A 13,626-nucleotide genomic window follows, 5' to 3' on the forward strand; every position below is an offset into this window, starting at 1 on the left:
GTTTTTTCTTATTTAACAGGTTTGGTTTCTTTCGGTACTGCAAAGTGTGCAATTAATAAAATAATAACGGCTGTTGCCAACGATAGAATCGTTGTCATTTTAAAGTCGTATGAACCGCCAGATAATGCACCGCCGATATATCCAACGACTTGGCCTAATGCGAAGGTCCAGAAAAATACAACAAGATAACGCATATGAGCACCTCTTTTCTAGCTCTTAGTTTAGCATATTTTCTTTAAAAGTAAAGAATCCGCGATAGGAAAATAAGAGAAGAGGCAAAAAATAGCAAGGATTCAAAAAGGAGCTGTCCAATGTCATTTCCACAATTACATACCGTTACTTCCTATTCGCTTTTATCTAGTACGGTTAGGATTCGTTCCTATGTAAAACAAGCGAAAGCGTTAGGTTATCAAACATTAGCGATTACCGATATCAATGTCTTGCATGGGGCGGTTGAATTTTATGAAGCATGCCAAGAAGCGGGAATTCAACCAATTATCGGTTTAAGATTAGAATATACCCCAGCAGAAAAAGAAGGGCATTCCGAGTTGCTTTTATTTGCTAAAAATTTAAAAGGTTATCAGCAATTAATGCAACTATCTAGCAGCAAAATGACAACAGAGGGTCCCTTTTACTTAGCGGAACATCAATCCTTATTAAGTGATTTATTTGCCGTGACTTTGTCAGCTAAAGGAGAAGTCGCCCAAACATTTTTTGAAGATGAACAACAAGCGGTTCACGCTTTCCAACAACTTGCTTCATATTTTGATCCCCAGTCGTTATTTGTTGAACATTCTTTTTCAATGAATCAACAACGCAATCCAGCGCTCTTTTCTTTTTACCAAAGAGAACAATTACCTGGCGTGGCTTTGCAAGAGGTACGTCATTTAACAAGGGAAGAAGGCTTTGCCGTAACTGTTCTTGAGAGCATCAAAGAAAATAATCAATTGAATATTACAAGCCAAACACCGGAAATAGAAGGTCTGAATTACTTGCGTGAAGCAGAGACGACGATGGAACAAATGCTTCAAATAGCTGGTGCAGAAGTGGTCCAGAATACGATTCAGCTAGCTGAAAATTGCCGAGTTGACATTCCTTTACATCAAAAATTATTACCGCATTTTCCTGTGCCTGATAATCAAACGGCAGGTTCTTATTTACGCACATTGTGTTTAGAAAAATTACCAGAAAGAGTGCCTCATCTAAATGAAGTTTACCAAAAACGATTAGAAAAAGAGTTAACCATCATTCACAATATGGGCTTTGATGATTACTTTTTAATCGTTTGGGATGTGATGGACTTCTGTCATAACAATCAAATTGTTACAGGCGCTGGCCGAGGTTCAGCTGCAGGCTCTTTAGTGTCCTATGTGTTATCAATTACAGATGTAGATCCAATCAAATATGATTTGCTTTTTGAACGTTTTTTGAATCCAGAACGCTACACGATGCCCGATATTGATTTAGATATTCCTGATAATCGGCGGGAGGAAGTTTTAGCTTATGTCAGTCAAAAATATGGTCATTATCACATGGCGCAAATTGCCACGTTTGGTACGATGGCTGCGAAAATGGTTTTACGGGACGTTGCACGTGTTTTCGGGTTGTCCCAGAGTGAAGCGAATCGTTGGTCGGCAGCTGTCCCCAACAAGCTGAAAATTACGTTAGAAGAAGCGTACCAAGAGTCGAAACGGATGCAAGAATTGGTCAATTTTTCACCAAATAATCAATTGCTCTATAAAACAGCTGTTCAGCTAGAAGGATTGCCTCGCCATGTTTCTACGCACGCAGCAGGTGTGGTAATTAGTGATGAAAATCTTTTGAATTTGGTTCCGTTACAACCAGGATCGAATGAAATTTTATTGACCCAATTTACTATGAATGATGTTGAAAAAATTGGTCTTCTGAAAATGGATTTCTTGGGCTTAAGAAATTTATCCATCATTGATGATACCCTCACAGCTGTTAAACGCGTCTATAATCGAACCATTCGTTTAAATCAGATTCCATTAGATGACGAAACAACGCTGGCTTTATTTAGAAAAGGGGAAACAAGTGGTGTTTTCCAGTTTGAATCTGCTGGAATTCGGAATGTATTAAGAAAATTAGGGCCAACTAGCATTGAAGATATTGCTGCTGTCAATGCCTTGTATCGTCCTGGTCCGATGCAAAATATTGATGTTTTCATCCGCCGGAAAAAAGGCTTGGAACAAATTAGTTATCCAGAGCCTAGTCTCGCCCCCATTTTGGAAAATACGTACGGAATTATTGTTTACCAAGAGCAGATTATGCAAGTTGCTGCGAAAATGGCAGGCTTCTCTTTAGGGCAAGCTGACATTTTACGTCGGGCCATTAGTAAAAAGAAAAAAGATGTGCTAGATGAAGAACGGAATCATTTTGTTAATGGTGCGTTACAACAAGGCTATCCCCAAGAAACAGCTAACCAAGTGTACGATTATATTGAGCGCTTTGCTAATTATGGCTTTAACCGCTCGCATGCATTTGCCTATTCCTTTATTGGTTTTCAAATGGCTTACTTGAAGGTTCATTATCCGAGTGCTTTTTATGTCGCATTGTTGCATTCTGTTCGTCATAATCCAACAAAAATTAAAGAATATATTGGCGAAGCTAGAAAAAACAAGCAGACGATTTTGCAGCCGTCAATTAACCAAAGTCACTACAGCTTTTACCTAAATCAGCAACAGCAAATTTTATTTGGTTTTAGTTCTTTAAAAGGAATCCGCCGAGACTTCATTCAAAATATTTTAAATGAACGCCGAAAAAATGGACCGTACAAAACGTTCGATGAGTTTCTTTTGCGAATTGACCGTAAGTGGTTGAAAGTTGAAAATATCGAACCATTGATTGCCATCGGTGCATTTGACGAAATTGCGCCTAATCGCCGTCAATTAGCGGTAGGTTTAGAGAGTAATATCCAAAGTATTCTTCTCAGCGGTGGTAGTATGGATTTGTTAGAAACGTTGAAGCCAAAGGAAGAAGAAATTGCCGATTATCCGCTAGAAGAGCGACTAGAACAAGAAGAACAATATTTAGGAGTCTATTTATCAGGACATCCGACAGAAGAGTTCAAAAAAACACGCTTAGCCAAGCAAACGCAACTTGTTCATGAACTTGTTGAAAATCAGCCCACGAAATTATTGATTTATGTCAAAAACATTCGGACGATTCGGACCAAAAAGGGAGAACAAATGGCCTTTGTTGATGGGGATGATACAACAGGAAGTATTTCACTAACGTTGTTCCCAACCGTTTTTCGCCAGTTAAGACAGAGTGTCGAGAAAGGGCAAGTTTATTATGTGGAAGGAAAAGTGGAACGCAGTACGTACAATCAAGAATTGCAAATATTGGTTCAACGAATAGAAAAAGCGCAACAAGTAGAAACATCAATTAGTGACGAAACGTGTTTTATCAGAATTACAAAAGATGTCGAACAAACGGACGTTTTTCAGAAAATGAAAGAGGTACTTAGTCGTCATGCTGGACACATTCCAGTGATTGTCTATTTTGAAAAAACAGGAAAGAAAATAGTATTAAATGAAGAAAATTGGGTCGCTCATACAAGCGCTAGTCAGCAACAATTAGCTTACGTTTTAGGCGAGCAAAACGTCATTTTCAAATGATTTACGGTAAAAAATACTAGTTGTTTTCAACTTTTTTCATTTTTTTCTTCTTAACTCAAGACATTTTGGTTCTTTAATGGTAAAATGAATGACGTAATATTTTTGTATATCAATTTTTGCGAAAAGGTTTCTTTTGGCAGTTGAAAGTATATTATATGAGGTGAAATAGCGAATGAAACGCATTGGTATTTTAACCAGCGGGGGAGATGCCCCTGGAATGAACGCTGCAATTCGTGCAGTCGTACGCAAAAGTATTTTTGATGGAATCGAAGTTTACGGTATTAACTATGGATTTGCCGGTTTAGTCGCAGGCGACATCCGTCGTTTAGATGTTGCTGACGTTGGCGATAAGATTCAACGTGGTGGAACATTCTTGTACTCTGCTCGTTATCCTGAATTTGCTACTGAAGAAGGGCAATTAAAAGGAATCGAACAATTGAAAAAATTCGGTATTGAAGGCTTAGTTGTTATTGGTGGAGACGGTTCTTATCATGGCGCAATGGCTTTGACAAAACGTGGTTTCCCGGCTGTTGGAATTCCTGGAACAATTGATAATGATATTCCTGGAACAGATTTCACAATCGGTTTTGATACAGCGATTAACACTGTTTTGGAATCAATTGACCGAATTCGTGATACAGCAACTTCTCATGTTCGTACATTCGTTATCGAAGTAATGGGACGTAACGCTGGTGATATCGCATTGTGGTCAGGCGTGGCAGGCGGAGCAGATGAAATCATTATTCCTGAACATGATTTTGATATGAAAAACGTTGCCAAACGTATTCAAGAAGGCCGCGACCGCGGGAAAAAACATTGCTTAATCATTTTAGCAGAAGGCGTAATGGGCGGAAATGAATTTGCTGATAAACTTTCTGAATACGGTGATTTCCATACGCGTGTATCAATTTTAGGACACGTGGTTCGTGGGGGCTCGCCAAGTGCTCGTGACCGTGTATTAGCAAGTAAATTTGGGTCATATGCTGTTGAACTTCTAAAAGAAGGCAAAGGCGGTTTATGTATCGGTATGTTAGATAACCAAGTAGTTGCAGCTGATATTATTGACACGTTAGAAAACAATAAACACAAACCAGATTTATCTCTTTATGAGTTAAATCATGAAATTTCTTTTTAATCTTGTATATTAGCTAATCTTATTAGCTTTGTATAAACAAATTTGGAATAGGAGCGTTTTAGTAATGAAAAAAACGAAAATCGTATGTACGATTGGACCAGCTAGTGAATCCGTTGATATGCTAGTAAACTTAATTAATGCAGGTATGAATGTTTGCCGTTTGAACTTTTCACATGGTGACTACGAAGAGCATGGTGCTCGTATTAAAAACATTCGTGAAGCTGTAAAAATTACAGGGAAACGCGTAGCGATCTTACTAGATACAAAAGGTCCTGAAATCCGCACAAATGACATGGAAAATGGCGCAATCACAATGAAAATTGGTGATTCAGTACGTATTTCTATGACAGAAGTTTTAGGAACAAATGAAAAATTCTCAATCACTTATCCAGAATTAATCAATGATGTAAACGTAGGTTCACACATTCTTTTAGATGATGGTTTAATTGATTTAGAAGTAACTGATATCGACCGTGATGCAAACGAAATCGTAACAGTTGTTAAAAACGAAGGCGTCTTGAAAAACAAAAAAGGCGTTAACGTACCAGGCGTTTCTGTAAACTTACCAGGGATCACTGAAAAAGATGCTAACGATATCCGTTTCGGAATTGGTCAAGGAATTGACTTTATCGCAGCTAGCTTCGTTCGTCGTGCTTCTGACGTTTTAGAAATCACTAAAATTTTAGAAGAAGAAAACGCAACACACATCCAAATCATTCCTAAAATCGAAAACCAAGAAGGTATCGATAATATCGATGAAATCTTAAAAGTTTCTGATGGTTTAATGGTTGCTCGTGGTGACATGGGTGTTGAAATTCCAACAGAAGATGTTCCAGTTGTCCAAAAAGCTTTAATTAAAAAATGTAATGCTTTAGGTAAACCAGTTATCACTGCAACACAAATGTTAGATTCAATGCAACGTAACCCACGTCCAACACGTGCGGAAGCAAATGACGTAGCAAACGCAATCTACGATGGAACAGATGCAGTAATGTTATCAGGCGAAACTGCAGCAGGGGATTACCCATTAGAAGCTGTTCAAACAATGGCTCGTATTGCAGTTCGTACAGAAGAAACATTAGTTAACCAAGATTCATTCGCATTGAAATTATATAGCAAAACAGATATGACTGAAGCAATCGGACAATCTGTTGGCCATACAGCACGTAACTTGGGTATCCAAACAATCGTTGCGGCAACAGAATCAGGCCATACAGCACGTATGATCTCTAAATACCGTCCAAAAGCACATATCGTTGCAATTACGTTCTCAGAACAAAAAGCACGTAGCTTATCATTATCATGGGGTGTTTACGCAACAGTTGCTGACAAACCATCAAGCACAGATGAAATGTTTAATTTAGCTTCAAAAGTATCACAAGAAGAAGGTTATGCTTCAGAAGGTGATTTAATCATTATCACTGCTGGTGTTCCAGTTGGCGAAAAAGGCACAACAAACTTAATGAAAATTCAAATGATCGGTTCTAAATTAGTTCAAGGTCAAGGTGTCGGTGAAGAAGCAATTATTGCAAAAGCCGTTGTTGCAGGAACTGCTGAAGAAGCAGTTGCTAAAGCGACTGAAGGAGCTATTTTAGTTACAAAAACAACAGATAAAGAATACATGCCTGCAATTGAAAAAGCATCAGCATTAGTTGTTGAAGAAGGTGGTTTAACTTCTCATGCAGCTGTTGTAGCGATTGCGCAAAATATTCCAGTTATCGTAGGTGCTGCAGATGCAACATCATTAATTAATAATGACGAAGTGATTACTGTTGATCCTCGTCGTGGTATTGTTTACCGCGGAGCAACAACAGCTATCTAAGTCTAATTAATTCAATCATTTGATTTTAAGCAATATGTACTCGGACGCAAAGCTGGGACAAACCGATTCGTCAGTTTGTCTCAGCTTTTTTTACAAAGAAGACAGTAGTACGAAATGTTCAGAAAACACGTATTCAGTAAATAAAGAGTTGGGCGCAAATAGTAAAATTATGTCTTAGTTTTAAATTATTTATGTTATTTCACACAAAAAATTTGTTATTTAATTAAATAAGCGCTAAGTTATCTTCAACAGAAAAACAATTATAAAAAAAACGAAAGAAAAACAGGAAATAAGAAAGGGCTGTCAAGAAAATTTCATTGACAAAGCTTTCATACCCCTGTATAATAGCTTTTGTTGCTTAGGAGTGATAATTATGAAGTGGTCTTTGTTAGAATTAAATAAATACAAAGAAGAGCCGCTAGTGTTTTCAGAAACATTGCATCTTAAAGAAGAGCTTCTTCAACGAGATGATACCTTGTTGGATGTAAGTCCAATCAAAGTAGAAGGCTTATTAGCAGTCAATAAATCAGAATATTTACTTCATTATACTATTCAGGTAACTGTAACCGTTCCTTCATCCCGTTCTTTAGAACCTGTGGCTTTGCCAATGCAAATCACGGTCGATGAAGTCTTTATGACAAAAGAACAAATGGATACAAGAGATGAACGATTTGCAGCTGAAGAGATTATTTTATTGGACAAGCCAACAATTGATTTAGATGAATCTGTCGAAGACAACATTCTATTGTCCATTCCAATTCAAGTGCTTACAGAAGAAGAACAAAACAGTCAAGAAATGCCAAGTGGCAATGACTGGGAAGTGATTTCAGAAGAAGCATATTTGGAAAGTAAGCAGAAAGCAGCAGAACAAACAGTGGATCCTCGTCTGGCTAAACTATCAGAATTACTCAGCGATAATGCTGAAGAGGAAGATAACAGCTAGGTTGGAATATATTGTGTATGTAAATACACGCATCTTTACAAGGAGGTGGAACAACAATGGCAGTACCAGCTAGAAGAACTTCTAAAGCGAAAAAAGCAAAACGTCGCACACACTACAAATTAACAATCAAAGGCTTAAATGCATGCTCAAACTGTGGTGAAATGAAAAAAAGCCATCACGTATGTCCAGCATGTGGTCACTACGATGGAAAAGACGTAATGTCTAAAGAAGCATAAGCATAAAAACATTTTTTGAAATGTTGAATCCCCTAGGCTAACCATGGAGCCTAGGGGATTTGTATTTTTTTAAGAAAATATGAAGAAATTGGAAATTTATTGGCACTATATTGTTTTCATATGAAAGATAGTGCGTTATAATAGTGAGGATTATAAGAGAATGCTCATAGAATTTTCGTTGATTATAATATAGGAGGTCATAAAATGACAAAACAACAATTTGGCGTAGTCGGCATGGCTGTCATGGGGAAAAATCTTGCTTTAAACATTGAAAGCAGAGGCTATACAGTTGCGCTGTATAACCGTACAGGATCAAAAACAACAGAAGTGGTTGAAGAACATCCTGACAAAAACTTTCAAGCAACATACTCAATTGAGGAATTTGTGAATGCAATTGAAAAACCTCGTCGAATTATGTTGATGGTTAAAGCTGGACCTGCAACAGATGCGACAATCCAAGAATTGTTACCACACCTTGATAAAGGCGACATCTTAATTGATGGCGGTAATACGTTCTTCAAAGACACAATGCGACGTAATGAAGAACTAGCAAACTCAGGAATTAACTTTATTGGTACTGGCGTTTCTGGCGGAGAAGAAGGAGCCTTGAAAGGACCATCTATCATGCCTGGCGGACAAAAAGAAGCGTATGAGTTAGTTGCGCCAATTCTTGAAAAAATTTCAGCTAAAGCAGAAGACGGTGAACCATGTGTGACTTACATTGGCCCAAATGGTGCTGGACATTATGTAAAAATGGTTCATAATGGGATTGAATATGGGGACATGCAATTAATTGCTGAATCCTACGACTTAATGAAACAAATCTTAGGTTTATCTGTTGATGAAATGGCAGAGATTTTCAAAGAATGGAACGAAGGCGAATTAGACAGTTACCTTATCGAGATCACGGCTGACATTTTGACACGTAAAGATGATGAAGGAACCGACCAACCAATCGTTGATGTTATTCTTGATGCAGCAGGCAACAAAGGAACAGGTAAATGGACAAGCCAAAGTGCGTTAGATCTTGGTGTACCATTACCATTAATTACAGAATCAGTATTTGCACGTTTTATTTCGGCTTACAAAGAAGAACGCGTAAAAGCAAGTGGCATTTTATCAAAACCTGCAGCCTTTAACTTTGCAGGCGATAAAAAAGAATTGATTGAAAAAATTCGCGAAGCATTATACTTTAGTAAATTAATGAGTTATGCGCAAGGTTTTGCACAACTCCGTGCAGCTTCTGAAGAATACGGATGGGATTTACCATTTGGTGAAATTGCAAAAATCTGGCGAGCAGGTTGTATTATCCGTGCACAATTCTTACAAAAAATTACCGATGCATATGAAAAAAATCCAGCACTTGAAAACTTGTTGTTAGATGAATACTTTGTAGAAATTACGAAAAAATATCAACAAGCCGTTCGTGAAGTTGTTGCGATTGCTGTTCAAGCAGGTGTTCCTGTACCAACATTCTCATCTGCAATTGCTTATTACGATTCTTATCGTTCAGATCGCTTACCAGCGAATTTAATTCAAGCACAACGTGATTACTTCGGTGCTCATACGTACGAACGCACAGACAAAGAAGGAATCTACCATTACAGCTGGTACAACGAAGAATAAACACGCTGGAGACCATGAGTGTGGCTCACCATGCTCATGGTTTTACTGTGGCTTAAAAAAGAACCAGACAGATTGAGTAGTAATTCTCTAATAAGTAGTAAGGAATAAAAAGGTTGAGCTTGAGTATAGCTTTTAAAGAGAAAGGACAATTAATCAAATGAGCAACATTTTAATTATTGAAGATGAAAAGAACTTAGCGAGATTCGTTGAGCTTGAATTAAAACATGAGGGGTATACGACAGAAGTACACTACAATGGTCGTACAGGATTGGAAGCCGCTCTTAACAACGAATGGGATGCTATCCTTCTTGATTTGATGTTACCAGAATTAAATGGATTAGAAGTATGTCGCCGTGTTCGCCAAGTGAAAAATACACCAATTATTATGATGACTGCACGTGATTCAGTAATTGACCGTGTTTCTGGCTTAGACCATGGAGCGGATGATTATATTGTTAAACCATTTGCAATTGAAGAATTGTTAGCTCGTTTACGTGCGTTACTTCGTCGTATTGATATTGAGGGCGATAAAAACGTTGCAAAACAAACAACGATTACATATCGTGACTTAACAATTGAAAAAGAAAATCGTGTCGTTCGTCGTAATTCTGAAATGATTGAATTAACAAAACGCGAATACGAATTACTATTAACGCTAATGGAAAACGTGAATGTTGTCTTGGCACGTGATGTGTTACTAAATAAAGTTTGGGGCTATGAAACAGAAGTAGAAACAAACGTTGTGGATGTGTATATCCGCTACTTACGAAATAAAATTGACGTACCTGGAGAAGAAAGCTACATCCAAACTGTCCGTGGAACTGGCTACGTTATGCGTTCGTGAGAACTAATTAATGAAAAGAACGATTAAAAAAGAACTGGAAGGCCCATCTTTAACTATAAAGTGGGCTTTCGCAAGTTCTTTCTTTATATTTGTAGTTTTTACCATTTTTGCGGTGATTACCTATAAGTCTTCTGTCAGTCTTATTGTTGCCAAAGAAAAGGAAAATGTCGAAGCAACGATTGCAGAAGTAACAAATCGATTAGCTAATGCCAATGAAAATTTAACGGTAACAGACGTTTTTGACTATTTAAAAACGCCGAGTGAAAGAGATGAAAACTACTATAATAAGCATACAGCAGTAGAAGGTTCGTTTATGGAAATGGACAGTTTCATATCTGAACTAGGACAACCAGAACTTTATTTATCTGTGTATGACACAAACCAAAAGCTAGTTTTTAAAACACAAAATGAATATGATAAGTTATTACAATTGGATCGACAATTACCTGTTGTTCGAACCGTTTTTGATAAAACCGGTTTTTATTCCGTGGAACCTATTTTTTCAAAAGAAACACGAGAAAAGATTGGTTATATTCAAGCGTTTTATGAACTTTCTTCTTTTTATGAAATTCGTAATCATTTATTATTAACACTTGTAGTTTTAGAAGTGATTTCTCTGATTGTAAGTAGTGTCTTAGGCTTTATCCTCTCTTCTTATTTCTTAAAACCATTAAAAGTATTGAGAGACACGATGGATACAATCCGCAAAGACCCGCAATCAGATGTCCACATGCCGGAGATTAATACGAGAGATGAGTTAGCAGATATCTCGGAAATCTTTAATGAAATGTTAGATCGTATGAGACGCTATATCGAACAACAAGAGCAGTTTGTTGAAGATGTTTCCCATGAATTAAGAACGCCCGTTGCGATTATGGAAGGCCATTTAAACCTTTTAAATCGTTGGGGGAAAGACGATCCTGAAATTTTAGATGAATCATTAAAGGCCAGTTTACAAGAAATTAGTCGTATGAAGAGTTTGGTCCAAGAAATGCTTGACCTTTCACGCGCTGAACAAGTGGACACCCAATATGCAAATGAACGAACAGATGCTAAACAAGTAGTCTACCAAGTATTTAATAACTTCCAATTGGTTTATCCTGAGTTTCATATCACGTTAGATGACGATTTACCAACCGAAGTTGAACTGAAAATCTATCGTAATCACTTTGAACAATTGCTAATTATTCTATTAGATAATGCGATTAAATATTCAACAGATCGAAAAGAAGTGCATATTTCCATTTCTCGAACGATGAATGAATTTGAAATAGCTGTGCAAGATTTTGGTGAAGGAATCACTGAAGAAGACTTGGAGAAAATATTTGATCGATTCTATCGAGTAGATAAAGCCCGTGCAAGAAATAAAGGCGGTAATGGCTTAGGACTATCGATTGCAAAACAATTAGTCGAAAACTATAAAGGACGTATTGATGCAGAAAGCGTATTGCATCAAGGAACGATCTTTAGAATTTTTATTCCAATCGCTGGAATAAAAGAAGAGAGCAACGTACAATAAAGTACGTTGCTTTTTTTACGAATGATTAACGAACATTTAAGTAAGAGAAAAGGGATTATAAGATAAAGAAACGAATGTTTTCTTTGCAGAAAATATTCATCGTTCGAAATTGAAAAAAATGTTATTTTTCTGCAAAATAATAGTTGCGTTTTAGAAAAATCCTTGGTATATTAATATCTGTTCTGACAAACAGTTCGTTAAGAAAAAAGTTTTAAAAAGTTAAAAATTTTTCTTGACGAAAAGATAAATAACATGTTAGAATAACAAAGTCGTTAAAGAGATTGCTTTTAAATCAATCGTTTGATCAAAAAAACTTGTTATAAAATAACAAAAAAGTTTTAAAAAGTTGTTGACAAACAACTGAGATAATGATAAGATATAGAAGTTGTCACAACAGACGGCAACGACCGAGCAAAACAACTTAAAAAACTTTTAAAAAAAGTTCTTGACATTCAAACGAAAGTTTGTTATGATATAAAAGTTGCTGCGAGGTAACGTAGACCTTTGAAAACTGAACAAAGAATAGACGAACCAAATGTGTAGGGCGTCTTGATTCAATTCAAGACAACAAACATTTTTAACAAGCAAGCAATATGCTAGCAAACAAATTGAGCTTAACAATCGTAAGATTGTTCTAACTTTTATTATGAGAGTTTGATCCTGGCTCAGGACGAACGCTGGCGGCGTGCCTAATACATGCAAGTCGAACGCTTCTTTCCTCCCGAGTGCTTGCACTCAATTGGAAAGAGGAGTGGCGGACGGGTGAGTAACACGTGGGTAACCTACCCATCAGAGGGGGATAACACTTGGAAACAGGTGCTAATACCGCATAACAGTTTATGCCGCATGGCATAAGAGTGAAAGGCGCTTTCGGGTGTCGCTGATGGATGGACCCGCGGTGCATTAGCTAGTTGGTGAGGTAACGGCTCACCAAGGCCACGATGCATAGCCGACCTGAGAGGGTGATCGGCCACACTGGGACTGAGACACGGCCCAGACTCCTACGGGAGGCAGCAGTAGGGAATCTTCGGCAATGGACGAAAGTCTGACCGAGCAACGCCGCGTGAGTGAAGAAGGTTTTCGGATCGTAAAACTCTGTTGTTAGAGAAGAACAAGGACGTTAGTAACTGAACGTCCCCTGACGGTATCTAACCAGAAAGCCACGGCTAACTACGTGCCAGCAGCCGCGGTAATACGTAGGTGGCAAGCGTTGTCCGGATTTATTGGGCGTAAAGCGAGCGCAGGCGGTTTCTTAAGTCTGATGTGAAAGCCCCCGGCTCAACCGGGGAGGGTCATTGGAAACTGGGAGACTTGAGTGCAGAAGAGGAGAGTGGAATTCCATGTGTAGCGGTGAAATGCGTAGATATATGGAGGAACACCAGTGGCGAAGGCGGCTCTCTGGTCTGTAACTGACGCTGAGGCTCGAAAGCGTGGGGAGCAAACAGGATTAGATACCCTGGTAGTCCACGCCGTAAACGATGAGTGCTAAGTGTTGGAGGGTTTCCGCCCTTCAGTGCTGCAGCAAACGCATTAAGCACTCCGCCTGGGGAGTACGACCGCAAGGTTGAAACTCAAAGGAATTGACGGGGGCCCGCACAAGCGGTGGAGCATGTGGTTTAATTCGAAGCAACGCGAAGAACCTTACCAGGTCTTGACATCCTTTGACCACTCTAGAGATAGAGCTTTCCCTTCGGGGACAAAGTGACAGGTGGTGCATGGTTGTCGTCAGCTCGTGTCGTGAGATGTTGGGTTAAGTCCCGCAACGAGCGCAACCCTTATTGTTAGTTGCCATCATTTAGTTGGGCACTCTAGCGAGACTGCCGGTGACAAACCGGAGGAAGGTGGGGATGACGTCAAATC

At 38.4% G+C, this 13,626-nt stretch carries 9 protein-coding genes and 1 rRNA gene (1 of these 10 only partly in view); 9 read left to right on the forward strand and 1 reads right to left on the reverse strand.

From position 1 onward, the window contains the following. Window positions 1-8 precede the first annotated feature (8 nt). Entirely contained in the window at window positions 9-194 is a 186-nt protein-coding gene (locus IGK72_RS04345; RefSeq protein ID WP_002355945.1) for a YjzD family protein, read from the reverse strand. A 117-nt stretch (window positions 195-311) separates the two neighbouring features. Between IGK72_RS04345 and dnaE the strand changes: the two genes are divergently transcribed. The 9 genes from dnaE to IGK72_RS04390 all read left to right on the forward strand — a co-directional run. Next, on the forward strand, window positions 312-3,641 hold the full coding sequence (gene dnaE / locus IGK72_RS04350) for a DNA polymerase III subunit alpha (RefSeq protein WP_070416122.1): 3,330 nt from the start codon (window positions 312-314) through the stop codon (window positions 3,639-3,641). 172 nt (window positions 3,642-3,813) lie between these two features. Beyond that, the gene (gene pfkA / locus IGK72_RS04355) at window positions 3,814-4,776 is read left to right on the forward strand and encodes a 6-phosphofructokinase (protein WP_002355947.1); all 963 of its coding nucleotides are present in this window, start codon (window positions 3,814-3,816) and stop codon (window positions 4,774-4,776) included. A gap of 64 nt (window positions 4,777-4,840) precedes the next feature. Further along, entirely contained in the window at window positions 4,841-6,598 is a 1,758-nt protein-coding gene (gene pyk / locus IGK72_RS04360) for a pyruvate kinase (RefSeq protein WP_002355949.1), read from the forward strand. A gap of 373 nt (window positions 6,599-6,971) precedes the next feature. Further along, on the forward strand, window positions 6,972-7,541 hold the full coding sequence (locus tag IGK72_RS04365; RefSeq protein WP_002363429.1) for a YceD family protein: 570 nt from the start codon (window positions 6,972-6,974) through the stop codon (window positions 7,539-7,541). Window positions 7,542-7,597: 56 nt separating this feature from the next. Then, window positions 7,598-7,777 carry a 50S ribosomal protein L32 gene (gene rpmF / locus IGK72_RS04370; protein WP_002355952.1) on the forward strand — a complete coding sequence of 60 codons (180 nt, stop codon included), beginning with the start codon at window positions 7,598-7,600 and terminating at the stop codon, window positions 7,775-7,777. Between the two features lie 204 nt (window positions 7,778-7,981). Further along, window positions 7,982-9,403: an NADP-dependent phosphogluconate dehydrogenase gene (gene gndA / locus IGK72_RS04375; protein ID WP_002355953.1), complete on the forward strand. Its 1,422-nt coding sequence runs from the start codon at window positions 7,982-7,984 to the stop codon at window positions 9,401-9,403. 157 nt (window positions 9,404-9,560) lie between these two features. Further along, window positions 9,561-10,247: a response regulator transcription factor gene (locus IGK72_RS04380; RefSeq protein WP_002355954.1), complete on the forward strand. Its 687-nt coding sequence runs from the start codon at window positions 9,561-9,563 to the stop codon at window positions 10,245-10,247. 10 nt (window positions 10,248-10,257) lie between these two features. Beyond that, window positions 10,258-11,766 carry a HAMP domain-containing sensor histidine kinase gene (locus IGK72_RS04385; RefSeq protein ID WP_002363430.1) on the forward strand — a complete coding sequence of 503 codons (1,509 nt, stop codon included), beginning with the start codon at window positions 10,258-10,260 and terminating at the stop codon, window positions 11,764-11,766. 642 nt (window positions 11,767-12,408) lie between these two features. After that, window positions 12,409-13,626, forward strand: a 16S ribosomal RNA gene (locus IGK72_RS04390); it runs 343 nt beyond the window's last position.

It is taken from the genome of Enterococcus sp. DIV0183, assembly GCF_050541505.1.
In the GTDB taxonomy this organism is placed as follows: domain Bacteria; phylum Bacillota; class Bacilli; order Lactobacillales; family Enterococcaceae; genus Enterococcus; species Enterococcus faecalis.

Coding starts and splice junctions, on each gene's coding strand:
- IGK72_RS04345 (WP_002355945.1), bottom strand. CDS start 194: ATGCGTTATCTTGTTGTATTTTTCTGGACCTTCGCATTAGGCCAAGTC.
- dnaE (WP_070416122.1), top strand. CDS start 312: ATGTCATTTCCACAATTACATACCGTTACTTCCTATTCGCTTTTATCT.
- pfkA (WP_002355947.1), top strand. CDS start 3,814: ATGAAACGCATTGGTATTTTAACCAGCGGGGGAGATGCCCCTGGAATG.
- pyk (WP_002355949.1), top strand. CDS start 4,841: ATGAAAAAAACGAAAATCGTATGTACGATTGGACCAGCTAGTGAATCC.
- IGK72_RS04365 (WP_002363429.1), top strand. CDS start 6,972: ATGAAGTGGTCTTTGTTAGAATTAAATAAATACAAAGAAGAGCCGCTA.
- rpmF (WP_002355952.1), top strand. CDS start 7,598: ATGGCAGTACCAGCTAGAAGAACTTCTAAAGCGAAAAAAGCAAAACGT.
- gndA (WP_002355953.1), top strand. CDS start 7,982: ATGACAAAACAACAATTTGGCGTAGTCGGCATGGCTGTCATGGGGAAA.
- IGK72_RS04380 (WP_002355954.1), top strand. CDS start 9,561: ATGAGCAACATTTTAATTATTGAAGATGAAAAGAACTTAGCGAGATTC.
- IGK72_RS04385 (WP_002363430.1), top strand. CDS start 10,258: ATGAAAAGAACGATTAAAAAAGAACTGGAAGGCCCATCTTTAACTATA.